Consider the following 26469-nt stretch of genomic DNA (forward strand, 5'->3'; position numbering starts at 1 on the left):
ATGAGCGACCTCAGCGGCGACCCCGCCACCACCGGACTGGCCGGCGCCGAGCTCACCGACTCGCCGTTCTCCGACTTCCTCGGCTTCGAGCTGCTGCTCGAGGACGCCGACCGCGAGCTGCTCGGACGGGTGCGGGCGTTCATGAACCGCGAGGTCGAGCCGGTGATCAACGAGCACTGGACGCGCGGGGAGTTCCCCCACCACCTGCGCGACGGCATCGCCGAGCTCGGCATCGCCGGGCTGGCCTACGACGGCCCGGGCTGCCCCGGGCGCGGAGCCCTGGTGGACGGCATGGTGGCGATGGAGCTGAGCCGCGTCGACCCCTCGATCGGCACCTTCATGGGCGTGCACGGCGGCCTGGCGATGGGCTCCATCGCGCTGTGCGGCTCCCCGGAGCAGCAGGAGCGGTGGCTGCCGGCGATGGCGCGCCTCGAGCTGGTCGGCGCCTTCGGGCTCACCGAGCCCGAGGTGGGCTCCGCGATCTCCCAGGGCCTGGCCACCACCGCGCGCCGCGACGGCGACGCGTGGGTGCTCAACGGCGAGAAGAAGTGGATCGGCAACGCCTCCTTCGCCGACCTCGTCATCGTCTGGGCCCGCGACGAGGACGACGGGCAGGTCAAGGGCTTCGTGGTCGAGAAGGACACCGACGGGATGACCTTCGACCTGCAGCGCGACAAGATCGCCCTGCGCGTGGTGCAGAACGCCGAGGTGCACCTGCACGACGTGCGGGTTCCGGAGGAGAACCGGCTGCAGGGGGCGCGCTCGTTCCACGACACCTCCCAGGTGCTGCGGGTGACCCGCATGGGGGTGGCCTGGCAGGCCACCGGCTGCGCCCGCGGCGCCTACGAGCACGCGCTGCAGTACACCAAGTCGCGCGAGCAGTTCGGCCGGCCGATCGCGTCGTTCCAGCTCGTGCAGGACCTGCTGGTGCGGATGCTGTCCAACGTCACCGCCTCCACCGCGATGAACGCCCGCGCCTCCCAGCTGCAGGTCGCGGGACTGCTGCGCGACGAGCACGCCTCGCTGTGCAAGGTGCACAGCACGGTGCGGATGCGCGAGACGGTCGGCTGGGCCCGCGAGGTGCTCGGCGGCAACGGCATCCTGCTCGAGCACCACGTCGGCCGCTTCGTCGCCGACGCCGAGGCCATCTACTCCTACGAGGGCACCCGCGAGATCAACACGCTCATCGTGGGCCGCGCCATCACCGGCGAGAGCGCGTTCGTCTGAGCCCGGCGCACGGCGGCGGGACGGGCTGCGTAGGTTCGGGGCATGGCTGACGCACCCGTCCTGCGCCCGATCCGCGACGACTTCCCGGCGCTGGAGCGCGGGCTGGCGCACTTCGACGGCCCCGGCGGCTCGCAGGTGCCGGCCGTCGTCGCGCAGGCCGTGGCCGCGGCGATGACCGCCGGCCTCGGGCAGCGCGGGTCCACCACCGACACCGAGCGGCGCACCGACGCCGTGGTGGTCGACGCCCGCGCGGCGATGGGCGACCTGCTCGGCGCCGACCCCCGCGGGGTGGTGTTCGGCCGCTCGATGACCCAGCTCACCCTCGACGTCGCGCGCACCCTCGCCCGCGGCTGGGGTCCCGGCGACGAGATCGTGGTGACCCGGCTCGACCACGACGCCAACGTGCGCCCCTGGGTGATCGCCGCCGAGCGGGCCGGCGCGACGGTGCGCTGGCTCGACATCGACCCCGTCACCGGCGAGCTCGACGACGCCGCCACCGTGGTCGGCCCGCGCACCCGCCTGCTCGCGCTCACCGCCGCGGCCAACCTGATCGGCACCCGCCCCGACGTCGCGGCCGCCACCCGCACCGCGCGCGTCGCCGGCGCCCTGTCGTACGTCGACGCCGTGCACCTCGCGCCCCACGCACCCCTCGACGTCGCGGCGCTGGGCGCCGACCTGGTGGCGTGCTCGCCGTACAAGTTCTTCGGGCCCCACCTCGGCGTGCTCGCCGCGGCGCCGTCGCTGCTCGAGGACCTGCACCCCGACAAGCTGCTGCCGTCGACCGACGCGGTGCCCGAGCGCTTCGAGCTCGGCACGCTGCCCTACGAGCTGCTCGCCGGCGTCACCGCCGCGGTCGACTACGTGGCCGGGCTGGCCGACCCGCAGCCCGCGGGCGCGTCGCGGCGCGAGCGGGTGCTGGCGTCGATGGCGGCGGTGGAGGCCCACGAGGAGCGGCTGCTGGCGCGGCTGCTCGCCGGGCTGGCCGCGCTGCCCGGCGTGACGGTGCACGGCGCGCCGGCGCGTCGTACGCCCACGGTGCTGTTCACCGTGGCCGGCACCCCCGGCCCGCAGGTGCACGCCCACCTCGCCGCGCTCGGCGTGAACGCCCCCGCCGGCAGCTTCTACGCCGTGGAGCCGTCGCGGCGCCTCGGCCTCGGCGACGCCGGCGGTGTGCGGGTGGGGCTGGCGGCCTACAGCAGCGACGACGACGTCGACCGGCTGCTGGCCGGCCTCGCCCCGATCGCCTCCTGACCCGGCCACCGCCTAGGGTCGGGACCGTGCGCATCGCCACCTGGAACGTCAACTCCCTCCGCTCCCGCATCGACCGCGTCGAGGCGTTCCTGCAGCGCCACGACGTCGACGTGCTGGCGCTGCAGGAGACCAAGGCCAAGCAGGAGCAGCTGCCCCTGATGGGCCTGCAGTCGCTGGGCTACGAGGTGGCCGCGGCCGGCTACAGCCAGTGGAACGGCGTCGCACTGGTGAGCCGGGTGGGCCTCGACGACGTGAAGGTCGGCTTCCCGGGCATGCCCGGCTTCGGCGACCCGGAGGTCGAGGAGGCCCGCGCGATCGGCGCGGTCTGCGGCGGCGTGCGGATCTGGTCGCTGTACGTGCCGAACGGCCGCAAGCCCGACGACCCCCACTACGTCTACAAGCTGGCGTGGATGGACCGGTTGCGCGAGGCCGCCGGCTCCTGGCTCGACGGCGACACCGCCCTGGTCGGCGACTGGAACATCGCCCCGCTCGACACCGACGTCTTCGACATCGAGCAGTTCCGCCGCTCCACCCACGTGACCCCCCGCGAGCGGGCCGCCTTCCAGGCCCTGCTCGACGACGGGTACGCCGAGGTCACCCGCGAGCACGCCCCCGGCTACACCTACTGGGACTACTACCGCCAGCGCTTCGAGCGCGACCGCGGCCTGAAGATCGACTTCGTGCTCGGCTCCCCCTCGCTGGCCGCGCGCACCACCGGCGCGTTCGTCGACCGCGACGAGCGCGCCGGCACCGGGGCCTCCGACCACGCCCCCGTGGTCGTCGACCTCGCCGACTGACCCCTCCCCCCGGCGCACCGGCGGCCGGCCGATGGACCGTCGTACCGGCGGCCCCACCCGTCACACCTGTCGGCCCGCACCCGCACCTGTCGGCCCGCGCGACGGCCGACAGGTGCGGGTTTCACCAGCCGGCTGGTGAAACCCGCGGCGCCCCGCACCGCTGTCGGTGGCCCCGGCCACACTGCGGGGCATGGAGATGCTGCTGACCTGCGGGGTGCTGCTGGTGGGCCTGGCCCTCGGCGTGGCGCTGGGCGTGCTGTGGGCCCGGTCGCGGCCCGACCACGTCGCGGCGCTGGGCCAGCGGCTGGTGGAGCAGGCCGAGGTGATGCAGGGCCTCGACCGCCTCGGCGACCAGCTCGCCGACCTCGAGCACCAGCGCGCGACCTGGCAGGGCCAGCTGCGCCAGCAGGTCGACGACGTGCGCCACTCCACCGACGTGCTGCGCCGCGAGACCCAGTCGCTGTCCACCGCGCTGCGCAAGCCCCAGGTGCGCGGGCGCTGGGGCGAGCTCCACCTGCGCCGCGCCGTCGAGCTGGCCGGCCTGGTCGACCGCTGCGACTTCGCCGAGCAGGTGCGTCTCGACGACGGCGCCCGACGCCCCGACCTGGTGGTCAACCTGGCCGGTGGACGCCACGTCGTCGTCGACGCCAAGGTGCCGCTCGACGCCTACCTCGACGCGACCTCCACCGACGACGTCGCCGAGCAGCAGGTCCACCTGCGCCGTCACGTCGCCCAGCTGCGCAGCCACGTCGCCGCGCTGTCGTCGAAGGCCTACTGGCGCGCGCTGCCCGAGAGCCCGGAGTTCGTGGTGCTGTTCGTCCCGGCCGAGTCGTTCCTGGCCGCCGCGCTGGAGACCGACCCCACCCTGATCGAGCACGCCGCGGAGCGGCAGGTCGTGCTGGCGACGCCCACCACCCTGATCGCCCTGCTGCGCACCGTCGCCCACGGCTGGACCCACGAGGTGCTGGCCGAGCAGGCCGCCGAGGTCCACCGCCTCGGGCGCGAGCTGCACGCCCGCATCGCCACCCTCGGGGGCCACCTCGACCACGTCGGGCGCTCCCTCAACGCCGCGGTGGGCCACTACAACTCCGCGGTGGGCTCGCTGGAGTCGCGGGTGCTCGTCGCGGCCCGCCGGTTCTCCGACCTCGCGGTCACCGACGACCCCCTGCCCGCGCCGCGCCCCGTCGAGCTGCGGGCCGTCGACCGGCGCGCCGCGCCCGAGGAGCCCGACGAGCGCCCTAGCGTGGCCTGGTGACCGGCCGGCTCGGCCGGCCACCGACCGGTGAGGTGATCTGGCGATGACGTCGCGCACCCTGTGGGAGGAAGGCCGTGCCCCCGGCCACGAGGTCGTGGCGCTGGGCCTGGCGGTCACGCTGAGCGCGCTCAGCCTCGAGCTGCTGCTGCGCGGGGACGCCGGCTGGCTCTTCGACCTCGCCTTCGTCGGCGCGAGCCTCGCGGCGGCGCTGCTGGTGCGTCCCAGCGACTTCTTCACCGTCGGCGTCCTGCCCCCGCTGCTCATGGTGGGGGTGTTCGTGCTGCTGGGCGCCAGCCGTCCGGCCGCCATCGCCCACCCCGACGACGGCGTCGTGCAGGCCGTGGTCACCGGGCTCTCCCACCACGCCCTGGCGCTGGTGCTCGGCTACGCCCTGTGCCTGCTGTGCCTGGCCGCGCGTGACCGGGTGCGCCGCACCGGTCAGCCGCTGCCGCCCGCGGTGGGCACCGCGCTCGAGGCCGCGCTCAGCCGAAGCGGTCGGGGTCGCCGGCACCACGTCGGATGACCTCGGGGGTGCCCTCCGACCAGTCCACCACCGTGGTCGGCTCCGCCGGGGTCTCCCCCGCCTCGATCACGAGGTCGACCTGGTGGTCGAGCTCCTCCTTCACGTCCCAGCCCATCGTGCGCGGCTCGGTCTCGCCGGGCAGGATCAGCGAGCTGCTCAGCAGCGGCTCGCCCAGCTCCTCGAGCAGCGCCTGCACCACCACGTGGTCGGGGATGCGGACGCCCACGGTCTTCTTGCGCGGGTGCAGCAGCCGCCGCGGCACCTCGGGCGTGCCCGGCAGGATGAACGTGTAGGGACCCGGCGTCGCTGCCCGGATGGCCCGGAACGCCGCGTTGTCGACGTGCACCATCTGGCCCAGCTGGGAGAAGTCGCGGCACACCAGCGTGAAGTGGTGGCGCTCGTCGAGCCCGCGGATGCGCAGGATGCGGTCGCGGCCGTCACGGTTGCCCAGCCGGGAGCCGAGCGCGTAGCCGGAGTCGGTGGGATAGGCGATCAGGGCGTCGTCCCGCAACGCCTCCACCACCTGTGCCACCAGCCGCGGCTGCGGGTTGTCCGGGTGCACGTCCACGTACCTCGCCACCCCCCGACCCTAGCCCTCCCGACGGCCCCGCCCTCACGGCCGGCTCCGGGCGTCCTCACAGGTCCCTCCTCGGCGGCGTCGCTGCACTGGTGGCCCACCCCGAGGAGAGGACCCGGCCATGGACGCCCCCGCCACGACCCGCACCCTGCCGGCACCGGTCTCGGCGCCGCCCGCCCGGCGCCGCGTCACCTACGTGCTGCCCGTGCACGACGAGGCCGAGGTGGTCGACGCCTTCCACGCGGCGCTGACCGAGGCGGTCGCCGCCCGCCCCGACCTCGACGTCGAGATGCTGTACGTCAACGACGGCAGCCGCGACGACTCGCTGGCCCGGCTGCTCGCCCTGCGCCGCCGCGACCCCCGGGTCGGCGTGGTCGACCTGTCGCGCAACGTGGGCCACCAGGCGGCGGTCACCGCCGGCCTCGACGCCGCCGGCGACGCCGACGCGGTGGTGGTGATGGACACCGACCTGCAGGACCCGCCACGGGTGAGCCTGGAGATGCTGAAGCTGTGGGAGGACGGCGCCGACGTCGTCTACGCCCAGCGCCGGACCCGCCGCGACACGACGTTCAAGCGCGCCACCGCCTGGGCGTTCTACCGGGTGCTCGACCGGCTGGCCTCCATCGAGATCCCCCGCGACGTCGGCGACTTCCGGCTGATGGACCGCCGCGTGGTGGCCGAGGTGGGTCGCTACCGCGAGCACGACCGTTTCCTGCGCGGCATCGTGGCCCACGTCGGCTTCCGCCAGGAGGCGGTGCTCTTCGACCGCGACGAGCGGTACGCCGGCACCAGCGGCTACCCGCTGCGCCGCATGCTGTCGTTCGCCGCCAGCGGCATCCTCGGGTTCTCCACCGCGCCGCTGCGGATGATCACCCGGCTCGGCTTCGCGCTGTCGGCGCTCAGCGTCGTGCTCGCCGGGTACGTCGCCGGCGTCCGGCTGCTGCGCCCCGAGGAGTCGGTGCCGGGGTGGGCGTTCCTCGGTGTCGGCATGTTCCTGCTGGCCGGGCTACAGCTGGTGATGATGGGCGTGATCGGCGGCTACGTCGGTCGCACCTACACCGAGGTGCAGGGGCGCCCGCTCTACGCGGTGGCGCTCACCGCCCGCGGCGCCCACGCCGGCGTCCGCAGCCTTCCGGGAGCCGGGACCCCCGGCCCCGGCGGCCCCGGCGGGACTGGCGACCTGGGCGACCGGGGCGACCGGGGCGACCTGCGACGGCACGGGAGCGGGTCCTGAGCCGGCTGGTGCGGTTCGCCGGCGTCGGCGTGGTCAACACCGCCGTGGACGTCGGGCTCTTCTGGCTCCTCCACGAGCGGCTCGGGGTGGTCGTGGCCTCGCTGGTGTCGACGGCGGCCGGGATGACCTGCAGCTTCGTGCTGAACGGGCTGGTCACCTTCGCCGCCGAGCGGCTCACGCTGCGCGACGCCGTGCGGTTCGCCGCCACCACCGGCGTCGTGCTGCTGCTGGTGCAGCCGGTGGTGGTCCTCGCCGTGCTCGCGGGGCTCGCCGCCCTGGGGGTGCCCGGCAGCGACGGCGACCTGGCCGTGCTGGCCAAGCTGCTCGCGCTCGCCGTGGTGAGCGGGCTCGACGTCTGGGCCTACCGCGTCGTGGTGTGGCCCCGGCGCACGACCGCCACCGACGCCGTGGCGCTCAGCGGGCCCGAGCGGCCTTGAGGTCGCGGCGCAGCTCGACGGGCAGCGAGAAGATCAGCGACTCCTCCGCGGTGTGCACCGCGCGGGCGTCGGGGTAGCCGCGCTGGCCGAGGTAGGCCAGCACGCCCTCCACCAGCGACTCCGGGACGCTGGCGCCCGAGGTGACGCTGACGGTCCGCACGCCGTCGAGCCAGGCCTCGTCGATCTCGGAGGCGTCGTCGACGCGGTGGGCGTCGCGCGCGCCCGCCTCGAGCGCCACCTCCACCAGCCGCACGGAGTTCGAGGAGTTGCCGGAGCCCACGACGATCACCAGGTCGGTGCCGGCGGAGATCTCCTTCACCGCCAGCTGGCGGTTCTGCGTGGCGTAGCAGATGTCGTCGCTCGGCGGGTCGAGCAGCTCCGGGAAGCGCTGCCGGATGGCGGCCACGGTCTCCAGGGTCTCGTCGACCGAGAGCGTGGTCTGCGACAGCCACGCCACCCGCGAGGGGTCGCGCACGACGATGCCGGGGACGTCGGCCGGGCTCTGCACCAGCTGGATGTGCTCGGGGGCCTCTCCGGCGGTGCCCTCGACCTCCTCGTGGCCCTCGTGGCCGATCAGCAGGATGTCGTAGTCGTCGTCGGCGAAGCGCCGCGCCTCGTGGTGCACCTTGGTGACCAGCGGGCAGGTGGCGTCGATGCTCTTCAGGCCGCGCTCGGCGGCCTGGCGGTGCACCTCGGGCGACACGCCGTGCGCGGAGAACACCACCGTGGCGCCCTCGGGCACCTCAGCGAGCTCCTCGACGAAGATCGCGCCCCGGGCCTCCAGGTCGGCCACCACGTGCTTGTTGTGCACGATCTGCTTGCGCACGTAGACCGGCGACCCGTACAGGTCCAGCGACTGCTCCACGGTGACCACCGCGCGGTCGACCCCGGCGCAGTAGCCGCGGGGCGCGGCGAGGAGCACGGCCTTCTCGGCCTCATCGGGCGACAAGATCGGGGGCATGCCCATGTCGGTGCTCATGGCTCCATCCTAGGTGGGCGCCGGAGGCTGTCCCCGCGGTCGCCTAGGGTCTGCGCCATGGCCCTGGAGACCTCCGCGCAGTCACCGGCACCGGTGCGCCAGGTCGCCAACGCGATCGCGGGGTGGATCGACCGGCTGGGCGCGGTGTGGGTGGAGGGGCAGATCGCCCAGGTCAACCGCCGCCCGGGGGTGCAGACGGTCTTCCTGACGCTGCGCGACGCCGTGGCCGACCTCTCCGTCACCGTGACCTGCTCGCGCACCCTCTTCGACAGCCTGAACCCGCCGCTGGTCGAGGGCGCCAGCGTCGTCGTGCACGCGAAGCCGTCCTACTACGCCAACCGCGGCACCATGTCGCTCTACGCCCGCGAGATCCGCATGGTCGGCCTCGGCGAGCTGCTCGCCCGCCTCGAGCGCCGCCGCCAGCTGCTGGCCGCCGAGGGCCTGTTCGCCCCCGAGCTGAAGCGCTCGCTGGCCTTCCTGCCGGCGCGCGTCGGGCTGGTCACCGCCCCCGGCTCCGCCGCCGAGCGCGACGTCGTCGACAACGCGCGGCGCCGCTGGCCGGCGGTGGTCGTCGAGACCGCGTACGCCGCCATGCAGGGCCCGCGCTGCGTGCCGGAGGTCCTGGAGGCCCTGGAGCGCCTCGAGCGCCACCCCGAGGTCGACGTCGTCGTGGTCGCCCGCGGCGGGGGCGCCGTCGAGGACCTGCTGCCGTTCTCCGACGAGTCGCTGCTGCGGGCGGTGCACCGCATGCGCACCCCCGTGGTCTCCGCGATCGGCCACGAGCCCGACTCCCCGCTGCTCGACCTGGTCGCCGACGTGCGCGCCTCCACCCCCACCGACGCCGCCGGGCTCGTCGTGCCCGACGTGGCCGAGGAGACCCGCGGGGTCACCTGGGCGCGCGACCGGGTGCGCTCCACCCTCGACGCCTGGCTGCGCCGCGAGGCGGCCGGCCTCGCCACGCTGCGCTCACGCCCCGCCCTCGCCGACCCGCGCAACCTCATCGACGACCGCTCGCGTGAGCTCGCCGCGCTGCGCGAGCGCGGCCGGCGCAGCGTGGGCCACCGCCTCGACCGCGCCGCCGACGACGTCGCCCACCAGCGCGCCCGCGCCCGGGCGCTCTCCCCGCTCGAGACCCTGCGCCGGGGCTACGCCGTCCTGCAGGACGCCGACGGGCACGTCGTCACCTCCGTCGACGCCGTCGCCGCCGGGGCCGAGGTGTCGGTGCGGGTCGCCGACGGCCGCGTGCACGCCACCACCACCCGCACCACCCGCCTCGAGGAGCCCACCGATGCCTGACGCCGCCGACCCCTCCGCCGCCGCCTCCGCTGACACTGCCGACACCGCCGCGGACGGCCCGAGCTACGAGGAGGCGCGCGAGGAGCTGGTGGAGGTGGTGCGACGCCTCGAGGCCGGCGGCACCACGCTGGAGGAGTCGTTGGCGCTCTGGGAGCGCGGCGAGCACCTCGCCGGGGTCTGCCAGCGCTGGCTAGACGGCGCCCGCACCCGCCTCGACGCCGTCGTCGACGCCGAGCGCGGCGCCGACAGTCCCTGACCCCGCGATCGGCGCCCTGGGCCCGACGGGTCCGACGGGCCGGGGCTCAGCGGATCGGGACCAGCGGGCCGGAGGTGAGCGGGGCCGGGGGTCAGCCCGGCAGGGGCGCGTCGGTGAGGGAGCCGAGCAGGGTCTGCAGCTCCTCGGGCGTGGCCGAGCCGTAGACGACGACGGTGCGCTCCGCGTCACCGCGGCCGACGACCGCGGCGTACGCGGTGTCGCCGCCCTCGTCGGTGAAGCTCTGCCACTCCTCGGCGATCGGCGACCCCTCGGCGCGGTACGGCTCGCCCTCCACGGCGTTCTCGTCGACGAGCACCTCGACCAGGTCGTCGACGTCCTCCTCCTCCTCGAGGAACCCGGCGAAGTCGCCGTCGCCGGTGAGCAGGTCGACGCCGAACGTCGGGTTCTCCCCCGCCTCGAAGCTCACGTCGTTGACGCGCCAGCCGGCCGGCACCTCGGCGGGGTAGACGAGGTCGAGGTCGGCGTCCTGCGCAGGGCGGACGACCTCGGCGAGGTAGTCGATGTCGTTGGGCTCGAACTCCGGGGTCTCGCGGAACGTCCCGCGGAACAGCACCACCGCGACCACTGCGGCCACCAGCACCACCATCGAGCCGACGAGCCCGCCGGTGGTGCGCTGGTAGCGGCCGGGGGTGCCGGACGGAGCCGGGGGTCCTGCGGGGCTGCTGCCGGCGTCGTCGCTCACGCACCCATGCTCCCAGACGGCCCGAGCACCCCGATCAGCCCAGCACCACGACCAGCCCGCACCACGACCAGCACAGCGCGCGGACGAGCGGGCGCCCACCCGGCCCTCGAGGAGCCACTCCGGTTCCTGAGGTGAGCCCCGGGACGACCGTTCGCGCCGCAGGTGCGGCTTCGAACGCGTGGGACGACCGCAGGTGCGGCATGATGGCATCGTGACCGACTACCGCATCTCCGAGGCCGCCGGGCTGCTCGGTGTCAGCGACGACACCCTGCGTCGCTGGGTCGACTCCGGCCGGGTGGCCGCGAGCCGCCCCGAGGGTCGCACCGTCATCGCGGGCGCCGACCTGGCCGCGCTCGCCGAGACCCTCCTCGACGAGCCCGACCGGCAGCAGACCCGGGCGTCGTCGGTGAGCGCCCGCAACCGGCTCGAGGGCATCGTCACCCGCGTCGTCAAGGACACCGTGATGGCCCAGGTCGACCTGGTCTGCGGCCCCTACCGCGTGGTGTCGCTGATGAGCGCCGAGGCCGCCGACGAGCTCGGCCTGGCCCGCGGGGCCCGCGCCATCGCCTCGGTCAAGTCGACCAACGTCGTGGTGGAGCGTCCGTCGTGAGCCGCCGGCCCTCCCGACGCGCCACCAGCGCACTGGCCGTGCTGGCCCTGCTGACGCCGCTCGCGGCCTGCGGTGGGAACGCCGAGAGCGACGGCGGCGGGGGCGGCGGCGCCACCCTCACCGTGCTCGCCGCGGCCTCGCTCACCGAGACCTTCACCGAGCTGGCCGCGGAGTTCGAGTCGGCCCACCCCGGCGTCGAGGTGTCGCTGGCCTTCGACTCCTCCGCGACGCTGGCCGCGCAGGCGGTGGAGGGCGCGCCGGCCGACGTGCTGGCCACCGCCGACACCACCACGATCGACACCGCCGCCGACGTCCTCGCCGCCGAGCCGGAGGTGTTCGCCACCAACACCCTGGTGATGGCGGTCCCGGCCGGCAACCCGGCCGGCCTCACCGGCTTCGCCGACGTCGCCGACGGCGACGCCACCTACGTCGTGTGCGTGGAGACCGCCCCCTGCGGGAGCATCTGGGCCGCCGTCGCCGAGGCCGAGGAGGTCACCAGCCAGCCCGCCAGCCTCGAGGTGGACGTGAAGTCGGTGCTGGCGAAGGTCACCGCCGACGAGGCCGACGCCGGGTTCGTCTACGCCAGCGACGCGGTCTCGGCCGGCGACCGGGTCGAGACGTTCGACGTGCCGGGGGCCGCGGAGCAGGTCACCGCCTACCCCGTCGCGCCGCTCGACCAGGCCGCCGACCCCGCGCTGGCGCAGGAGTTCGTCGACCTGGTGCTCTCCGCCCAGGGCCGACAGGTGCTCCGGGACGCCGGTTTCGGGACACCGTGAGCAGCACAGGGAGCAGCACAGGGAGCACCGGGACCAGCAGCCGAGCGACCCGGCGACGCCGGCCGCCCACCCCCCGGCCCCACCTGGGCCGGCCCCCGCTGGTGCTGGTGGTGCCGGCGGTGGTGGCCGCGGCCTTCCTCGTCGTCCCGCTGGTCACGCTGGTGCTGGACACCCCGTGGGGAGGGTTCCTCGACGAGGTGCGCTCGCAGGCCGTGCGCGACGCGCTGCGCATCACCGCGCTGACCTCCGGCGCCGCGGTGCTGCTCTGCCTGCTGCTCGGCACCCCGCTGGCGTGGCTGCTCGCACGCGTCGACCTCCCCGGGCGCTCCGTCCTGCGGGCCGCCGTGGCGGTGCCCCTCGTGCTGCCGCCGGTGGTGGCCGGCGTCGCGCTGGTGACCGCGCTGGGCCGCAACGGCGTCGTGGGCTCGCCCCTGCGCGAGCTCACCGGGGTCACCGTGCCGTACACGACCGCCGCCGTGGTGCTGGCCCACACCTTCGTGGCGCTGCCGTTCTACGTGCTGAGCGTGGAGGGTGCCCTGCGCACCGCCGGAGAGCGCTACGACGTGGTCGCCGCGAGCCTCGGCGCCACCCGCTGGGCGACCTTCAGCCGGGTCACCCTGCCCCTGGCGCTGCCCGGCGTGGTGGCGGGGTCGGTGCTGGCCTGGGCGCGTTCGCTGGGCGAGTTCGGCGCCACCATCACCTTCGCCGGCAACTTCCCCGGCACCACCCAGACCATGCCGTCGCTGATCTACACCCAGCTGCAGGCCGACCCCGCCGTGGCCCGCACGCTCAGCATGATCCTGCTGGTGGCGTCGGTGGCGGTGCTGGCCGGCCTCCGCGACAGGTGGTTGACGACCCCGTGACCACGGCGAACGACGGGACCAGCGGGACCAGCATGACCGGGTCCCCTCCCCCGGGCCTCGTGGCCGACGTCCGGGTGCCCGGGCGTCTCCAGGCCTCGTTGCACGCCGCCCCCGGCCGGGTCGTGGCGGTCATCGGGCCCAACGGGGCCGGCAAGTCCACGCTGCTGGGGGCCCTGGCCGGCACCGTGGGGATGCACGGCGACGTCGAGGTGGGCGGTCGCAGCTGGACCGACCCGCCCCTGGCCGTGCGCCACCGCCGGGTCGGCCTGGTCTTCCAGGACCAGTCGCTGTTCCCCCACCTCAGCGCCCGCGACAACGTGGCCTTCGGGCTGCGCACGCGGGGCGCCACCCGCCGCGACGCCCGCGCGCAGGCACAGCAGTGGCTCGACCGGCTCGGCGTCGGAGCGCTCGGCGACCGGCGTCCGGGTCGGCTCTCCGGCGGGCAGGCCCAGCGGGTGGCGATCGCGCGGGCCCTCGCGCCCGCACCCGACCTGCTCCTGCTCGACGAGCCGTTCGCCGGGCTCGACGTCGGCGTCGCCACGGCCCTGCGCATCGAGCTGGCCCGCCACCTCGCGGACTTCCCCGGTGTCGCGCTGCTGGTGACCCACCACGCCCTCGACGCGCTCACCCTCGCCGACGAGGTCGTGGTGCTCGACGAGGGCCGGGTCGCCCAGACCGGCACCCCGCGCGACGTCGCCGCCCGCCCGCTCACCGACCACGTCGCGCGGCTGGTGGGCCTCAACGTCGTGGCCGACGGCGAGGTCAACCGGTCGTTCGCGCCGAGCGCCGTCACGGTGTCACTGCGCCCGCCCGAGGGCTCGGCGCGCAACCGGTGGCGCGCCGACGTCGCGAGCGTGGTGCCGCACGGCGACGCCGTACGGGTGCTCGCCCGCAGCGCCGGTGGCCAGGAGCTGATCGCCGACGTCACCCCGGAGTCCGCGGTCGAGCTCGGGCTCGCACCCGGCACCGCCGTGTGGCTGACGGTGAAGGAGACGTCGGTCAGCCGGTACCCGCGGGCCGCTAGCATGCGGCCATGACCCACCCCCCGCTGAACGCCGCCGAGCCCGACGCCCTCCGGGTCGCCCCCATGTCGCCCGACCGCAACCTCGCCCTCGAGCTGGTGCGCGTCACGGAGGCCGCCGCGATGGCCGCCGGCCGCTGGGTGGGCCGCGGCGACAAGAACGGCGCCGACGGCGTGGCGGTCAACGCGATGCGGGTGATGATCTCGACGATCGGTATGAACGGCACCGTCGTCATCGGCGAGGGCGAGAAGGACAACGCCCCGATGCTCTACAACGGCGAGCTCGTCGGTGACGGCACCGGTCCCGAGTGCGACGTCGCCGTCGACCCCATCGACGGCACCACCCTGACCGCCAAGGGCATGAGCGACGCCGTCGCGGTGCTCGCGGTGTCGCCGCGCGGCTCGATGTACGACCCGTCCGCGGTGTTCTACATGGAGAAGCTGATCACCGGCCCCGAGGCCGCCGACGTCGTGGACATCCGCAACCCCGTCGCGGAGAACATCCACCAGGTCGCGAAGGCCAAGGGCGTGAACCCCTCCGACGTCACCGTCGTGCTGCTCGACCGCCCCCGCCACGCCGGCCTCGCCGAGGAGATCCGCGCCACCGGTGCCCGGATCAAGTTCATCGTCGACGGCGACGTCGCCGGCGCCATCTCCGCGGCCCGGCCCGACAGCGGCATCGACCTGCTGCTCGGCATCGGCGGCACGCCCGAGGGCATCATCGCCGCCACCGCCCTGAAGTGCATGGGCGGCGTCATCCAGGGCCGGCTGTGGCCCACCGACGACGACGAGCGACAGCGCGCCGTCGACGCCGGCCACGACCTCGACCGCGTGCTGTCCACCGACGACCTGGTCACCGGCGACGACTGCTTCTTCGTCGCCACCGGCATCACCGACGGCGACCTGATGCGCGGCGTGCGCTACCGCGCCGGTGGCTGCACCACCGAGTCGCTGGTGATGCGCTCGCGCAGCGGAACCGTCCGCAAGATCACCGCCGAGCACCGCCTGCAGAAGCTCAGCGCCTTCAGCTCCATCGACTTCACCGGCTGAGTCCCGCCGCACGAGGGTCTCGATACACCTCGTCGCTGGCGCTCCTCGGCACTCGACCAACGAGGCCCGGTCCCGCCGCACGGGGTCTCGATACACCTCGTCGCTGGCGCTCCTCGGCACTCGACCAACGAGGCCCGGTCCCGCCACTCGAGCACCGAGGCGCCGTTTCGTTGGTCGCGCACCGAGGCGCCGTTTCGTTGGTCGAGTAGCGAGCGCCAGCGAGCGTATCGAGACCCCTCTCGACGGGTCTCGACACGCCTCGTCGCTGGCGCTCCTCGGCACTCGACCAACGAGGCCCGGTCCCGCCGGACGGGCACCGAGGCGCCGTTTCGTCGGTCGAGGAGCGAGCGCCAGCGAGCGTCTCGAGACCACTGCCAGCCGACAGCCCCGCTCAGGCGATGTCGACGGCCTCGAGCGCACCGGCGCCGCGGCGACGGTGGCGGCGCAGGGCGGTGACGACCTCGCGGGCGACGCGGGGGTCGACGGCCATGCCGAGGTGGGAGGCGCCGACCTCGACGCTGACGGCCTCGGGGTCGATGCAGGCGCGCCAGTCGACGACGCCGTCGTGGCGCGACCAGACGGCGGTGAACCCGACACCGTGCGGCACCGGGCTGCGGCTCTCCTCGAAGCTGGCGCGGGCGCAGGCCCCGGCGACGCACTCCTCGGCCATCACGCCGGGCACGCCGGCCCGGTTGAGCCGCACCAGCGTCTCCACCCCGGCGCTGAGGGCGCGGTGGTGGGCGCCGGGGGCGAGCACCGGGCTGCCGAGGGTGACGATGCCGGAGACCAGGTCGGGGCGCCGTACGGCGAGGCCACGCGCGAGCATGCCGCCCAGGCTGTGGCCCACGATCTGCACCCGGCTCTCGCGGCGGATCGCGATGGACTCCAGGCGGGCCTCGAGGCGGTCGGCCGCGGCGCGGGTGCAGCCGCGGTTGACGCTGATCAGCGAGCGGTAGGTGCGGAACCCCTCGTGGCGCAGGGTGTCGCGCAGCCACCGCAGCGTGTAGTCGCCGGCGAGGAACCCGGGCACCAGCAGCACGGGGTCGGCGTCGCGGCCGCCGGCGCGGGTGGCGTAGGGCCGACCGAGCCGCTCGCGGCGAGCCGCCACCGAGCGCACGGCGTACCGCCCGGTCTCCCCGACCAGCCGGGTCTCGCGCAGCGCTGCCACGATCGGCGGGCGCTGGAAGCCGTCGGGCAGCAGGAACGACCCGAGCGGGTCGAGGGGGCCGTCCGACGTGTGCATGGGCTGACGGTACGGGTCGGCGGGCCCGGATGTGAGCCCACTCACCCCTAGGGGTCCAGTTGGCGCGACACCATGGCCCGTGTAGTTCACTGGAGGCATGGCCTCTCGTACGCCGTCCACCGGCCCCTCCGCCCCCGGGTCGGGGGACGCCGTGGTGATGTCGGAGGAGCTCTTCGCCCCGGTCAGGCCCGACCTCGAGCTGTGCTACCAGACCTTCGGCGACCCCGACGACGAGCCGCTGGTGCTCGTGATGGGCCTCGGTGGCCCGATGACCTGGTGGGACGCCGACCTGTGCCGCGACCTGGCCCGCGCCGGCTTCTACGTCGTGCGCTACGACAACCGCGACACCGGCCGCTCCAGCAGGATGCCGGGGCGGGTCGGGCGCACCGCGCTGCTGCGGGCGTTCGCCGGGGGCGGCGGGCGCGGGCCGTACACGATGACCGACCTCGCCGACGACGCCTTCGCCCTGATGGACCACCTCGGCCTGGCCTCGGCCCACCTGGCCGGGGTGTCGATGGGCGGGATGGTCGTGCAGACCGCCGCCATCGCCCAACCCCGCCGGGTGCGCTCGCTGGTCAGCATCATGTCGACCACCGGCAAGCGCACCGTGGGCTGGCAGCACCCCTCCCTGCTGCCGGCCCTGCTCGCCCGCAGCGGCGCGGGCCGGGAGGCCTACGTGGCCTCCAGCGAGCGCATGTGGGCGCTGATCGGCTCCCCGGCCTACCCCGCCGCCGAGGAGGACCGGCGCGCCCGGGCCGAGGAGACCTACGACCGCGGGGTCAGCGCCACCGGCGTGCTGCGCCAGATGATGGCGATCCTCACCCAGCCCGACCGGGCCACCGCGCTGCACTCGCTCACGGTGCCGGCCACGGTGGTGCACGGCCTGGCCGACAAGATGGTCCACGTGTCGGGCGGACGCACCACCGCCCGGGCGATCCCCCGCGCCGAGCTGCTGCTCGTCGACGGGATGGGCCACGACATGCCCGTCGAGCTCCACGACACCTTCGTCGGCGCGATCCGCCGCACCGCCGACCGCGCCGCGTCCGGCGCCGTCCCGGGCGCGGCCCGCGACTGAGCCCATGCGTGACGTCCGTCTCACCCCTGACGGTGGGTCGGATGGACAAACGCCTCCCGGAGGACTAGACGTTTACTCCACTCACGGGACCGGGAGGGCCGCATGTCACAGTCCGCTGCACCACCGACCGACCGCGAGGAGGCCCCGCCCGACCGGGCGGGCCGCCCCTCGCGAGGGAGCGCGCACCTGCGCCGCAGGGTGCGCCGCGGCACCGCCGTCGCTGCGGTGCTGGCGCTGTCCGGGGGCCTGCTCGCCGCCTGCGGCGAGTCGGGCAAGCCCACGCTGAACTGGTACATCAACCCTGACGGCCAGACCACGCTCACCGCGCTGGCCGAGCAGTGCAGCACCGACGAGTACGACATCGACATCCAGCTGCTGCCCGCCAGCGCCACCGACCAGCGCACCCAGCTGGCCCGCCGGCTGGCCTCCGGCGACACCTCCACCGACCTGATGAGCCTCGACCCCGTCTACGTGGCCGAGTTCGCCAACGCCGGCTGGCTCGAGGAGCTGCCGGAGGACGTCGCGGCGCAGGCGATCGACGACGACGTGCTGGCCGGTGCCGCCGACACCGTCACCTGGGAGGACGGCGTGTTCGCCTTCCCGCAGTGGGCCAACACCCAGGTGCTCTGGTACCGCAAGTCGCTGGCCGAGGCCGCCGGGCTCGACATGGAGCAGCCGGTGACGTGGGACCAGGTCATCGACGCCGCGTCCGAGAACGGCGGGACCGTGGGCGTGCAGGCCAACAAGTACGAGGGCTACGTGGTGTGGCTCAACGCCCTCATCCAGGGCGCGGGGGGTGCCATCGTCACCGACACCGAGGCCGGCATCGACGCGAAGGTCGAGATCGGCTCCGAGGCCGGGGCCGAGGCCGCGGCCGTCATCGAGAAGCTGGCCGACTCCGAGGCCCGCCAGCTCGACTTCACGACCTCCAACGAGGGCACGGCCCTCGGCCTGATGTACCCCGAGGAGGGAGCCGGTGAGTTCATGACCAACTGGACGTTCACCTACAAGAACTACGAGGGCCTGGTCGACGCCGAGGGCGGCATCACCAAGGAGCAGTTCGAGGACCTCGGCTGGGCGCGCTACCCGGCCACGGTGGAGGGCGAGGAGTCCAAGCCCCCGATCGGCGGCATCGACATCGGCGTCGGCGCCTACAGCGAGCACCCCGAGTGGGCGCTCGAGGCCGCCGGCTGCGTGACCACCCCGGAGGCGCAGGTCGAGCTGGCCGTCACCGAGGGCCTGATGCCCTCGCGCGCGTCGGCGTACGACGCCGCCGAGCTCAAGGAGGCCTACCCCGCCGACCTGCTCGCCCTGTGGCAGGACAGCGTGGACAGCGGCGGCCCCCGGCCCAAGAGCGCCTACTACTCCAAGATCTCCGCGGCGATCCAGAGCGTGTGGCACTCCCCCGCCTCGGTCGACCCGGAGTCCACGCCCGAGGAGTCCGCGACGTTCATCGAGGACGTCCTGCAGGGAAGGGCGCTGCTGTGAGCACCGCGGTGGCCCCCCCGACCACGGGCAAGAAGGGCGGCACGAAGAAGGGTGCCGCCCCCGACAGCGACCGGCTCAAGGCGGAGAACCGGCTCGGCATGAAGCTGGTCGCCCCGGCGATCGCGATCATGCTGCTGGTCACGGCGTTCCCGATGCTGCGCGCGCTGTACCTGTCGCTGTTCAACTACTCGCTCGCCGCTCCCGAGGACCGCGAGTTCGTGGGCCTGCAGAACTACGTCACGGCGCTGAGCGACAGCCTGTTCTGGCGCGACACCGCCATCACGGTGCTGATCATGGTGGTCACCGTGGCCGTCGAGCTGGTGATCGGCTTCGTGTTCGCGATGGTCATGCACCGCGTGATCTTCGCGCGCGGCGTCATCCGCACCTCGATCCTCATCCCCTACGGCATCATCACCGTGGTCTCGGGCTTCGCCTGGCAGTTCGCCTTCAACCTGCAGACCGGCTTCGTCAACGGGTGGCTGCCGTTCATCGACGACACCTTCAACTGGTTCGAGAGCACCACGCCGGCGCTGGTCGCCATCATGGTCTCGGAGATCTGGAAGACCACGCCGTTCATGTCGCTGCTGCTGCTCGCGGGCCTGGCCCAGGTCAGCGACGACATGGTGGAGGCCGCGAAGGTCGACGGTGCCACCTGGTGGCAGCGGCTGTGGAAGGTGATCCTGCCCAACATGCGCGCGGCGATCATGGTGGCGGTGCTGTTCCGCGCCCTCGACGCCTACCGCATCTTCGACAACATCTTCGTGATGACCGCAGGCGCCGTCGGCACCGAGTCGGTGTCGTTCCTGACCTACCGGCAGGTGGTCGAGCAGTTCGCGCTCGGCATCGGATCAGCGCTCTCGGTGCTGCTGTTCCTCTCGGTCATCCTGGTCGCCTACGTGATCGTCAAGATCTTCAAGGTCGACCTCGCCCAGGCACGACAGGAGTGATGATGGACCTCAAGCAGAAGATCGGCACGGCGGTCGGGTGCGTCCTGATCCTGGTGTGGTGCCTGCTCCCGGTGGCGTGGATCATCTCGCTGTCGTTCAAGTCGCAGGACGCGATCACCAACGGCCGCAACCCCGGGTTCATCCCGGACGCCGGCGACCGCGCGGGCTGGCAGAACTACGTCGACGTCCTGGAGAACGACCAGTTCCGGCGGGCCATCCTGAACTCCCTCGGCATCAGCCTGATCGCCACGGCGCTCTCGGTGATCATCGCGACGCTGGCGGCGTACGCCATCGCGCGCCTGGAGTTCAAGGGCAAGAAGTTCGTGCTCACCGTCGCCCTGGCCATCGCGATGTTCCCGGTGGTCTCGCTGGTCGGCCCGCTGTTCGACATGTGGCGCACCTTCGGCCTCTACGACACCTGGCCGGGGCTGATCATCCCCTACATGTCGTTCACGCTGCCGCTGGCGATCTGGACGCTCTCGGCGTTCTTCCGCGAGATCCCGTGGGAGATGGAGCAGGCCGCGCAGGTCGACGGCGCCACCTCGTGGCAGGCCTTCCGCAAGGTGATCGTGCCGCTGGCAGCGCCCGGGGTCTTCACCGCCGCGATCCTCACGTTCTTCTTCGCCTGGAACGACTTCGTGTTCGGCATCTCGCTGACCTCCACGGAGGCCGCGCGACCCATCCCGGCGGCGCTGTCGTTCTTCGTCGGCGCCGACCCGTTCAACCGGCCGGCCTCGCTGCTGGCCGCGGGAGCCGTCGTGGCGACGATCCCGATCGTGCTCATCGTCCTGATTTTCCAGCGCAAGATCGTGTCCGGGCTGACGTCCGGCGCAGTGAAGGGGTGACCTCGTCGTGGCTTCCATCCAGATGAAGAACATCGTCAAGAAGTACGGCGACGGCTTCCCGGCGGTGAACGACATCTCCATCGACGTCGCCGACGGCGAGTTCGTGATCCTCGTGGGCCCTTCCGGCTGCGGGAAGTCGACGCTGCTGCGGATGATCGTGGGCCTGGAGGACATCACCTCCGGCGACATGGTGATCGGCGAGAAGCGGGTCAACGACCTCGCCCCGCGCGAGCGCAACCTGGCGATGGTGTTCCAGAACTACGCGCTCTACCCCCACCTGTCGGTGTACGAGAACATCGCGTTCCCGCTGCGCCTGGCCGGAGAGAAGGACGCCGAGGTCGACCGCAAGGTCCGCGAGGCCTCCGCCACCCTGGAGCTCGACGAGCACCTCGACCGCAAGCCGGCCAACCTCTCGGGCGGCCAGCGCCAGCGGGTCGCGATGGGTCGTGCGATCGTGCGCGAGGCCGACGCGTTCCTCTTCGACGAGCCGCTGTCCAACCTCGACGCCAAGCTGCGCGGGCAGATGCGCAGCGAGATCGCCCGGCTGCAGAAGAAGCTCGGCATCACCACGGTCTACGTCACCCACGACCAGACCGAGGCGATGACGCTGGGCGACCGCGTCGCGGTGCTCAAGCGCGGCATCCTGCAGCAGCTGGCCACGCCGCGCGAGCTCTACGGCAACCCCGGCAACCTGTTCGTGGCCGGGTTCATCGGCTCCCCGCCGATGAACTTCCTGCCCGCCGAGGTCGACGGGACGTCGGTGAGCCTGCCGTTCGGCACGGTGCAGATCTCCCCGGAGCGCGCCGAGCGGGTGGCCGGCAAGGGCCTGCTCATCGCCGGCATCCGCCCCGAGGCGTTCGAGGACGCCTCGGTCGTGGACTCCTCGCGGCGCGGCTCCACCTTCCACGCCACCGTCGACGTCGTGGAGTGGCTCGGCAACGAGGCCTACGCCTACATCCCGTTCGAGGCCCCGCCGGAGGTGCAGTCCCAGCTGCAGCAGCTCGAGCGCGACCTCGACGGCGAGTCGCTGCGCACCCAGCTGGTGGTCAGCCTCGACGGCACCAGCCGGATCAAGGAGGGCGACGAGGCCGAGATCTGGGTCGACACCTCCAAGATGCACCTCTTCGACCCGCAGACCGGCGAGAACCTCACCATCGACCACGACCGCGCCGGCGAGGTGCCGGCCCGGGCCCTGGAGCCGACCCCCGGCTGACCCGGCGCTCCCTGCACGACACGAGACCGGCGCGTCCCCCGCGGGGACGCGCCGGTCTCGTCGTACGTCGTGGGCTCAGGCGGAGAGCCGCTCCCCGGTGGCGGTGTCGAAGACGTGGACGTGCCGCGGGTCGGTGGTCACGTGGATCGTGTCGCCCTTGCGCGCGTGGTCGCGACCGGCGACCCGCACGATGATGTTGTTGGGCGCGCCCTCGACCCCGCTGGTGCCGTAGACGAACGCGTCGGCGCCCAGCTCCTCCACCACGGTGACGCGCACGGGCAGGCCGCCCTCGCCCGGGCCCACCAGGCGCCACGACTCGGGCCGCACCCCCACCGTGACCTCGCCGCTCATCACCTGCGCGGCGGTCGGGTCGACCGGCACGACGTGCTCCCCGACCTGGGCGGCGCCGCGAACCGCGGTGGCCTCGAGCAGGTTCATCTGCGGGGAGCCGATGAAGCCCGCCACGAACAGGTTGACCGGCCGGTCGTAGAGCGCCAACGGGGTGTCGACCTGCTGGATGTCGCCGTCCTTCATCACCGCGACCCGGTCGCCCATGGTCATCGCCTCGACCTGGTCGTGGGTGACGTACACGGTGGTGACCCCGAGGTCGGCCTGCAGCCGGGCGATGTCGGTGCGGGTCTGCACCCGCATCTTGGCGTCGAGGTTGGACAGCGGCTCGTCCATGCAGAACACCTGCGGCTGGCGCACGATCGCGCGCCCCATCGCCACCCGCTGGCGCTGCCCGCCCGAGAGGGCCTTGGGCTTGCGCTCGAGGTAGTCCTCGAGGCCCAGGACGGCGGCGGCCTCCTTGACCCGCTGCTCGCGCTCGGCGGCCGGCACCTTGGCCATCTTGAGGGCGAAGCCCATGTTCTCGGCCACGGTCATGTGGGGGTAGAGCGCGTAGTTCTGGAACACCATCGCGATGTCGCGGTCCTTCGGTGCCACGGCGGTGATGTCGCGGTCACCGATGAGGATGCGCCCGGAGTTCACCTCCTCCAGGCCCGCGAGCATGCGCAGCGTCGTGGACTTCCCGCACCCCGACGGCCCGACCAGGACCATCAGCTCGCCGTCGCGGACCTCCAGGTCGATGCCGGGCACGGCCGGCACCTCCGTGCCGGGGTACCAGCGTTGTGCCTTCTCGAACGTCACCGAGGCCATGTCGACCTGCTCCCTCCACCGGCAGGTACGTGCCGGACGATCCGTCGTGAAGTGACCTGGCGCACCCTAGTGGACGACCCACAACGGGTCGGCGGACCTCAGCGACCCCACCCGGGCAGGCGCCGTCGCTGCTCCCCCGGCATCGCCCGGCGCACGACGCTGACAGCGCCCATCAGGGCCACCCCGCGCAGCCGCACCACCGGGGAGTCCGGGCCGAGCTCGGGTGCCACCTTGGCGCGGGCCTCCTCGAAGGCGCCCATCACTCCGTGGCCCTCGACGACGACGTGGGTCCACGCGTTGACGACCACGTCGACCGAGCCCATGACGGCGTTGGCGTTGATCACGACCTCGCGGTGGGTGAAGCGGGCCTCGCGCAGGTCGAGCACCACCCCGCCCATCAGGCTGAAGGCGGTGTGGGTGGCGCCGACCACCCACTCGCCGCGGCGGTCGCAGCCGCTGAGCACGGCGGTGCTGCTCATCGGCTGCGGCAGGGCGCCGTACGGCGCGAGGTGCGAGCCGGACAGGTGGCCGGGGTGGCCGAGACGTCCCTGCGGTCCGGGGGCCACGGCCGGGCTCGGGGCGGGCCCGCCGGGTCGTGGCAGCGGCGGGACGGCCGCTCCCGGGGCCTGGCCGGGCAGGTCGACCACGATCGGCACCAGGTCGGCGTACACCTTGGCCGCCCAGGTGGCGTCGAGCCGCTCGTCGAGCTCCTGCAGGTCGAGCCGGCCCTCGCCGGCCGCCTGGCGCAGGATCTCGGCGACCTGGTGACGGTCGGCGTCGGAGATCCGCAGGCGCGCGGGGTCGAGGGGGGCGCCCGGGTCGCGGCTCGCTGGGTCCACGTCGGCCAGCCTACGCACGCACGGTCGGCGGCGGGGTCGCCGACGCGGTCGGCCTGCGCGATCGGCCTGCGCGATCGGCCTGCGCGATCGGCCTCCGCGGTCCGCTCGCGGCGACGCCCCCCGGGCCGGTGGCTCGGGGGGCGTCGTGGTGCGCGCGGCTCAGGTGTTGCGGGCGCCGGCGTTGGGGTTGGCGTTCGGCCCCGCGGGGCCGACGTCGGCCTGGCCGCTCTCGACGTCCGGGCCGCCGGAGACCGCCTGGTCGGGCATGATCGGGGTGTCGGAGCCCTCGAGCCGGCCGACCTCCGTGACCTGGCCGCCCTCCTGGTCGCCCGGGCCGGGCTTCTCGTGCGCGTTGTCCTTCTCGCCCACGCGCTCGGGGTCGTGGGTGGCGTGCAGCTGCGAGTCGGCCTTGTCGATCTTCTGGTGGTCGCTCATCGATCCTCCTCGGGTGGCCGGTGGGTCCGTCCGTTGCGAACGTACCGACCGCGCCGCCCGCGCAGGTCACCCCGCTGGTGGGCCTGGACGCGCCCGTCACCGGGCCTGCCGGTGCGGCCCGGTCACCCACCGGTACCCACCGCTCGGGCCGTGACGCGCCCCGGCGGCGGCCCGGGCGACGGCGGGGTGATGATGGGCGGGTGGACCCCGAGACCACCACCGTCGAGGTGGCCCGAGCCGAGACCGAGCGCGGCGAGCTGGTGCTTCGCGAGCGGCGCACCGCCGGAGCGCCCACCGTGCTGGAGCTGCGCGCCAACGGGGTGTTCGTGATGGACACCCTCGAGGTGCAGACCGAGCGCGAGCTGGCCCGCGCGGCGCTGGCCCTGGTCGACGACCCCCGTGCGGTCGTCGTCGGCGGCCTGGGCCTGGGCTACACGATGCACGAGGTGCTCGCCGACCCCCGGGTGGAGCGGTGCGCGGTCGTGGAGATCGAGCAGGCGCTGGTCGACTGGATGCGCGACGGCACCGTGCCGCACGGTCCGTCGCTGATGGCCGACGCCCGGGTGCAGGTGGTGGTCGCCGACGTCGCGGTCGCGCTGGCCGAGGCCCGCCCGGCGTCGTACGACCTGGTGCTGCTCGACGTGGACAACGGCCCCGGTCACCTCGTCCACGAGGCCAACGCGGGGCTCTACCGCGAGCCGGCGCTGCGGCGGGCCCGCGCGGTGCTGCGTCCCGGTGGTGCGCTCGTGGTGTGGTCGGCCGACGCCGCGCCCGAGCTGGAGGCGGTGCTCAGCGAGGTCGTCGGACCCGTGGAGGCCCGCGCGCACGACGTCCGGCTCCAGGAGCGGGACGTGCAGTACTGGCTGTACGTCGCACGGGTACCCTCGCTGCCGTGACCGACCCCAGCAGCGAGCAGGCCGCCGTCCGTATCGAGCACGACAGCATGGGTGAGGTGGAGGTGCCGCGCGACGCGCTGTGGCGCGCCCAGACCCAGCGTGCGGTGGAGAACTTCCCGATCAGCGGCACCCCGATCGAGCCCCGGCTCGTCGCCGCCATCGGCCAGGTCAAGGCCGCCGCGGCCCGGGCCAACGCCGAGCTCGGCATCCTCCCCGAGGAGCGGGGCCGTGCGATCGCCGCCGCCGCCGACGAGGTGGCCGCCGGCGACCACCTCGACGCGTTCCCGATCGACGTGTTCCAGACCGGGTCGGGCACCAGCTCGAACATGAACGCCAACGAGGTGATCGCCTCGCTGAGCGCCCGCGCCGGCGTCGAGGTGCACCCCAACGACCACGTCAACGCCAGCCAGTCGAGCAACGACACCTTCCCCACCGCCATCCACGTGGCCGCGGCGCTCGCCGTCACCCAGGACCTGCTGCCGGCCCTCGACGTGCTCGCCACGTCGTTCGAGGCGAAGGCCGAGGAGTTCGCCGGCCTGGTGAAGTCGGGGCGCACCCACCTGATGGACGCCACCCCGGTGATGCTCGGCCAAGAGATGGGTGGCTACGCCGCCACCGTGCGCTACGCCGCCGAGCGCCTCGAGTCGGTGCTGCCGCGGGTGCGCGAGCTCCCGCTGGGCGGCACCGCCGTCGGCACCGGCATCAACACCCCGGCGGGCTTCCCGCAGCGCGCGATCGCGCTGCTCGGCGAGCAGACCGGCCAGCCCTTCACCGAGGCGCGCAACCACTTCGAGGCCCAGGGCACCCGCGACTCGCTGGTCGAGCTGTCGGGCGTGCTGCGCACCTACGCCGTCGGCCTGACCAAGATCTGCAACGACCTGCGCTGGATGTCCTCGGGCCCGACCACCGGTCTCGCCGAGATCCACCTGCCCGACCTGCAGCCGGGATCGAGCATCATGCCCGGCAAGGTCAACCCGGTGCTGCCCGAGGCCACGCTCATGGTGTGCGCCCAGGTCGTGGGCAACGACACCACGGTCACCGTGGCCGGTGCCAGCGGCAGCTTCGAGCTCAACGTCGCGATGCCCGTCATCGCGCGCAACCTGCTGGAGTCGGTGCGCCTGCTCGCGACGTCGTCGACGCTGCTGGCCCAGCGCTGCGTGGACGGCATCACCGCCAACGCCGACCGGATGCGCGCCTACGCCGAGTCCTCGCCGTCGGTGGTCACCCCGCTCAACAAGTACGTCGGCTACGAGGCCGCCGCGAAGATCGCCAAGCAGGCGCTCGCCGACGGGGCGACCATCCGCGAGACCGTGGTCGCGCTGGGCTACCTCGAGCGCGGCGACCTCACCGAGGCCCAGCTCGACGAGGCCCTCGACGTGGAGTCGATGACCCACCCCTGAGACGGTCTCCCTGCCGGCGCAACCAAACCGGCGCTCGACGCGTCTAGTGCACGGACGGCCGCCACAGGCCGACCA

At 73.8% G+C, this 26469-nt stretch carries 28 protein-coding genes; 21 read left to right on the forward strand and 7 right to left on the reverse strand.

All coding sequences use genetic code 11. The features are described from left to right. The 5 genes from AC4OR8_RS13375 to AC4OR8_RS13395 all read left to right on the forward strand — a co-directional run bounded on the left by AC4OR8_RS13375 (position 1) and on the right by AC4OR8_RS13395 (position 5053). Entirely contained in the window at positions 1 to 1227 is a 1227-nt protein-coding gene (locus AC4OR8_RS13375) for an acyl-CoA dehydrogenase family protein (RefSeq protein WP_492166052.1), read from the forward strand. Between the two features lie 42 nt (positions 1228 to 1269). Beyond that, positions 1270 to 2478: a cysteine desulfurase-like protein gene (locus AC4OR8_RS13380; RefSeq protein ID WP_492166053.1), complete on the forward strand. Its 1209-nt coding sequence runs from the start codon at positions 1270 to 1272 to the stop codon at positions 2476 to 2478. 26 nt (positions 2479 to 2504) lie between these two features. Next, a complete protein-coding gene (locus AC4OR8_RS13385; RefSeq protein WP_492166054.1) occupies positions 2505 to 3275 on the forward strand; it encodes an exodeoxyribonuclease III in 771 nt (256 codons plus the stop codon). Between the two features lie 190 nt (positions 3276 to 3465). After that, positions 3466 to 4530 (forward strand): DNA recombination protein RmuC, encoded by a 1065-nt coding sequence (locus AC4OR8_RS13390; RefSeq protein WP_492166055.1) that lies wholly within the window; start codon positions 3466 to 3468, stop codon positions 4528 to 4530. A gap of 43 nt (positions 4531 to 4573) precedes the next feature. Then, a complete protein-coding gene (locus tag AC4OR8_RS13395; RefSeq protein WP_492166056.1) occupies positions 4574 to 5053 on the forward strand; it encodes a DUF6542 domain-containing protein in 480 nt (159 codons plus the stop codon). Here AC4OR8_RS13395 and AC4OR8_RS13400 read toward each other — a convergent pair. Further along, positions 5013 to 5633: an L-threonylcarbamoyladenylate synthase gene (locus AC4OR8_RS13400; protein WP_492166057.1), complete on the reverse strand. Its 621-nt coding sequence runs from the start codon at positions 5631 to 5633 to the stop codon at positions 5013 to 5015. The two genes, AC4OR8_RS13395 and AC4OR8_RS13400, sit on opposite strands and share 41 nt — an antisense overlap. Positions 5634 to 5751: 118 nt before the next feature. Here AC4OR8_RS13400 and AC4OR8_RS13405 point away from each other — a divergent pair, with 118 nt between their 5' ends. Beyond that, entirely contained in the window at positions 5752 to 6864 is a 1113-nt protein-coding gene (locus tag AC4OR8_RS13405; protein WP_492166058.1) for a glycosyltransferase family 2 protein, read from the forward strand. A gap of 8 nt (positions 6865 to 6872) precedes the next feature. Continuing rightward, a complete protein-coding gene (locus tag AC4OR8_RS13410) occupies positions 6873 to 7301 on the forward strand; it encodes a GtrA family protein (RefSeq protein ID WP_492166059.1) in 429 nt (142 codons plus the stop codon). Here the strand turns inward: AC4OR8_RS13410 and AC4OR8_RS13415 are convergent. Continuing rightward, the gene (locus tag AC4OR8_RS13415) at positions 7279 to 8280 is read right to left on the reverse strand and encodes a 4-hydroxy-3-methylbut-2-enyl diphosphate reductase (protein ID WP_492166060.1); all 1002 of its coding nucleotides are present in this window, start codon (positions 8278 to 8280) and stop codon (positions 7279 to 7281) included. The two genes, AC4OR8_RS13410 and AC4OR8_RS13415, sit on opposite strands and share 23 nt — an antisense overlap. A gap of 57 nt (positions 8281 to 8337) precedes the next feature. On the opposite strand from AC4OR8_RS13415, the gene xseA reads away from it, so the two are divergent. Together xseA and AC4OR8_RS13425 are read left to right on the forward strand one after the other, a co-directional pair. Next, positions 8338 to 9576, forward strand: coding sequence for an exodeoxyribonuclease VII large subunit (gene xseA / locus AC4OR8_RS13420; protein WP_492166061.1), 1239 nt, complete (start codon positions 8338 to 8340; stop codon positions 9574 to 9576). Next, on the forward strand, positions 9569 to 9832 hold the full coding sequence (locus AC4OR8_RS13425) for an exodeoxyribonuclease VII small subunit (RefSeq protein ID WP_492166062.1): 264 nt from the start codon (positions 9569 to 9571) through the stop codon (positions 9830 to 9832). Before xseA ends, AC4OR8_RS13425 begins: the two co-directional genes overlap by 8 nt. 91 nt (positions 9833 to 9923) lie before the next feature. Here the strand turns inward: AC4OR8_RS13425 and AC4OR8_RS13430 are convergent, their stop codons facing one another. Next, positions 9924 to 10535 carry a DUF4245 family protein gene (locus tag AC4OR8_RS13430; RefSeq protein ID WP_492166063.1) on the reverse strand — a complete coding sequence of 204 codons (612 nt, stop codon included), beginning with the start codon at positions 10533 to 10535 and terminating at the stop codon, positions 9924 to 9926. 211 nt (positions 10536 to 10746) lie between these two features. Here AC4OR8_RS13430 and AC4OR8_RS13435 point away from each other — a divergent pair, with 211 nt between their 5' ends. The 5 genes from AC4OR8_RS13435 to glpX are packed head-to-tail and all read left to right on the forward strand — an operon-like array spanning position 10747 to position 14855. Beyond that, positions 10747 to 11145: a TOBE domain-containing protein gene (locus AC4OR8_RS13435; protein WP_492166064.1), complete on the forward strand. Its 399-nt coding sequence runs from the start codon at positions 10747 to 10749 to the stop codon at positions 11143 to 11145. After that, positions 11142 to 11921 carry a molybdate ABC transporter substrate-binding protein gene (modA, locus tag AC4OR8_RS13440; RefSeq protein WP_492166065.1) on the forward strand — a complete coding sequence of 260 codons (780 nt, stop codon included), beginning with the start codon at positions 11142 to 11144 and terminating at the stop codon, positions 11919 to 11921. Before AC4OR8_RS13435 ends, modA begins: the two co-directional genes overlap by 4 nt. After that, a complete protein-coding gene (locus AC4OR8_RS13445; protein WP_492166066.1) occupies positions 11918 to 12784 on the forward strand; it encodes an ABC transporter permease in 867 nt (288 codons plus the stop codon). Before modA ends, AC4OR8_RS13445 begins: the two co-directional genes overlap by 4 nt. Positions 12785 to 12816: 32 nt before the next feature. Then, positions 12817 to 13821 carry an ABC transporter ATP-binding protein gene (locus AC4OR8_RS13450; protein WP_492166067.1) on the forward strand — a complete coding sequence of 335 codons (1005 nt, stop codon included), beginning with the start codon at positions 12817 to 12819 and terminating at the stop codon, positions 13819 to 13821. Beyond that, positions 13818 to 14855: a class II fructose-bisphosphatase gene (gene glpX, locus AC4OR8_RS13455; protein WP_492166068.1), complete on the forward strand. Its 1038-nt coding sequence runs from the start codon at positions 13818 to 13820 to the stop codon at positions 14853 to 14855. The genes AC4OR8_RS13450 and glpX overlap by 4 nt, the downstream gene beginning before the upstream one ends. A 391-nt stretch (positions 14856 to 15246) precedes the next feature. On the opposite strand, the gene AC4OR8_RS13460 is transcribed toward glpX, so the two are convergent. Further along, positions 15247 to 16098 (reverse strand): alpha/beta hydrolase, encoded by an 852-nt coding sequence (locus AC4OR8_RS13460; protein ID WP_492166069.1) that lies wholly within the window; start codon positions 16096 to 16098, stop codon positions 15247 to 15249. 97 nt (positions 16099 to 16195) lie between these two features. Here AC4OR8_RS13460 and AC4OR8_RS13465 point away from each other — a divergent pair, with 97 nt between their 5' ends. The 5 genes from AC4OR8_RS13465 to AC4OR8_RS13485 all read left to right on the forward strand — a co-directional run bounded on the left by AC4OR8_RS13465 (position 16196) and on the right by AC4OR8_RS13485 (position 21666). After that, positions 16196 to 17173: an alpha/beta fold hydrolase gene (locus AC4OR8_RS13465; RefSeq protein ID WP_492166070.1), complete on the forward strand. Its 978-nt coding sequence runs from the start codon at positions 16196 to 16198 to the stop codon at positions 17171 to 17173. 102 nt (positions 17174 to 17275) lie between these two features. Further along, positions 17276 to 18661: an extracellular solute-binding protein gene (locus AC4OR8_RS13470; protein WP_492166071.1), complete on the forward strand. Its 1386-nt coding sequence runs from the start codon at positions 17276 to 17278 to the stop codon at positions 18659 to 18661. Then, a complete protein-coding gene (locus AC4OR8_RS13475; RefSeq protein ID WP_492166072.1) occupies positions 18658 to 19608 on the forward strand; it encodes a carbohydrate ABC transporter permease in 951 nt (316 codons plus the stop codon). The genes AC4OR8_RS13470 and AC4OR8_RS13475 overlap by 4 nt, the downstream gene beginning before the upstream one ends. Before the next feature lie 2 nt (positions 19609 to 19610). Then, entirely contained in the window at positions 19611 to 20453 is an 843-nt protein-coding gene (locus AC4OR8_RS13480) for a carbohydrate ABC transporter permease (RefSeq protein WP_492166073.1), read from the forward strand. Positions 20454 to 20460: 7 nt separating this feature from the next. Further along, a complete protein-coding gene (locus AC4OR8_RS13485; RefSeq protein WP_492166074.1) occupies positions 20461 to 21666 on the forward strand; it encodes an ABC transporter ATP-binding protein in 1206 nt (401 codons plus the stop codon). 75 nt (positions 21667 to 21741) lie between these two features. Here AC4OR8_RS13485 and AC4OR8_RS13490 read toward each other — a convergent pair whose 3' ends face one another. From AC4OR8_RS13490 to AC4OR8_RS13500, 3 genes are all read right to left on the reverse strand, one after another. Further along, entirely contained in the window at positions 21742 to 22824 is a 1083-nt protein-coding gene (locus AC4OR8_RS13490; RefSeq protein WP_492166075.1) for an ABC transporter ATP-binding protein, read from the reverse strand. Positions 22825 to 22922: 98 nt separating this feature from the next. Beyond that, positions 22923 to 23663 carry a DUF1707 SHOCT-like domain-containing protein gene (locus tag AC4OR8_RS13495; RefSeq protein WP_492166076.1) on the reverse strand — a complete coding sequence of 247 codons (741 nt, stop codon included), beginning with the start codon at positions 23661 to 23663 and terminating at the stop codon, positions 22923 to 22925. Positions 23664 to 23822: 159 nt separating this feature from the next. After that, the gene (locus AC4OR8_RS13500) at positions 23823 to 24098 is read right to left on the reverse strand and encodes a hypothetical protein (RefSeq protein ID WP_492166077.1); all 276 of its coding nucleotides are present in this window, start codon (positions 24096 to 24098) and stop codon (positions 23823 to 23825) included. Between the two features lie 200 nt (positions 24099 to 24298). On the opposite strand from AC4OR8_RS13500, the gene AC4OR8_RS13505 reads away from it, so the two are divergent. Both AC4OR8_RS13505 and AC4OR8_RS13510 read left to right on the forward strand, forming a co-directional pair. Then, positions 24299 to 24994 (forward strand): spermine/spermidine synthase domain-containing protein, encoded by a 696-nt coding sequence (locus AC4OR8_RS13505; protein WP_492166078.1) that lies wholly within the window; start codon positions 24299 to 24301, stop codon positions 24992 to 24994. Continuing rightward, the gene (locus tag AC4OR8_RS13510; RefSeq protein ID WP_492166079.1) at positions 24991 to 26394 is read left to right on the forward strand and encodes a class II fumarate hydratase; all 1404 of its coding nucleotides are present in this window, start codon (positions 24991 to 24993) and stop codon (positions 26392 to 26394) included. Before AC4OR8_RS13505 ends, AC4OR8_RS13510 begins: the two co-directional genes overlap by 4 nt. The last annotated feature ends 75 nt before the right edge of the window (positions 26395 to 26469 follow it).

The organism is Nocardioides sp. FY1077, assembly GCF_058681775.1.

Excerpts from the sequence above, each read along its gene's own strand:
- AC4OR8_RS13375 (WP_492166052.1), top strand. The coding sequence starts at position 1 with ATGAGCGACCTCAGCGGCGACCCCGCCACCACCGGACTGGCCGGCGCC.
- AC4OR8_RS13380 (WP_492166053.1), top strand. The coding sequence starts at position 1,270 with ATGGCTGACGCACCCGTCCTGCGCCCGATCCGCGACGACTTCCCGGCG.
- AC4OR8_RS13390 (WP_492166055.1), top strand. The coding sequence starts at position 3,466 with ATGGAGATGCTGCTGACCTGCGGGGTGCTGCTGGTGGGCCTGGCCCTC.
- AC4OR8_RS13395 (WP_492166056.1), top strand. The coding sequence starts at position 4,574 with ATGACGTCGCGCACCCTGTGGGAGGAAGGCCGTGCCCCCGGCCACGAG.
- AC4OR8_RS13405 (WP_492166058.1), top strand. The coding sequence starts at position 5,752 with ATGGACGCCCCCGCCACGACCCGCACCCTGCCGGCACCGGTCTCGGCG.
- AC4OR8_RS13415 (WP_492166060.1), bottom strand. The coding sequence starts at position 8,280 with ATGAGCACCGACATGGGCATGCCCCCGATCTTGTCGCCCGATGAGGCC.
- xseA (WP_492166061.1), top strand. The coding sequence starts at position 8,338 with ATGGCCCTGGAGACCTCCGCGCAGTCACCGGCACCGGTGCGCCAGGTC.
- AC4OR8_RS13425 (WP_492166062.1), top strand. The coding sequence starts at position 9,569 with ATGCCTGACGCCGCCGACCCCTCCGCCGCCGCCTCCGCTGACACTGCC.
- AC4OR8_RS13450 (WP_492166067.1), top strand. The coding sequence starts at position 12,817 with ATGACCGGGTCCCCTCCCCCGGGCCTCGTGGCCGACGTCCGGGTGCCC.
- glpX (WP_492166068.1), top strand. The coding sequence starts at position 13,818 with ATGACCCACCCCCCGCTGAACGCCGCCGAGCCCGACGCCCTCCGGGTC.
- AC4OR8_RS13460 (WP_492166069.1), bottom strand. The coding sequence starts at position 16,098 with ATGCACACGTCGGACGGCCCCCTCGACCCGCTCGGGTCGTTCCTGCTG.
- AC4OR8_RS13465 (WP_492166070.1), top strand. The coding sequence starts at position 16,196 with ATGGCCTCTCGTACGCCGTCCACCGGCCCCTCCGCCCCCGGGTCGGGG.
- AC4OR8_RS13470 (WP_492166071.1), top strand. The coding sequence starts at position 17,276 with ATGTCACAGTCCGCTGCACCACCGACCGACCGCGAGGAGGCCCCGCCC.
- AC4OR8_RS13480 (WP_492166073.1), top strand. The coding sequence starts at position 19,611 with ATGGACCTCAAGCAGAAGATCGGCACGGCGGTCGGGTGCGTCCTGATC.
- AC4OR8_RS13490 (WP_492166075.1), bottom strand. The coding sequence starts at position 22,824 with ATGGCCTCGGTGACGTTCGAGAAGGCACAACGCTGGTACCCCGGCACG.
- AC4OR8_RS13500 (WP_492166077.1), bottom strand. The coding sequence starts at position 24,098 with ATGAGCGACCACCAGAAGATCGACAAGGCCGACTCGCAGCTGCACGCC.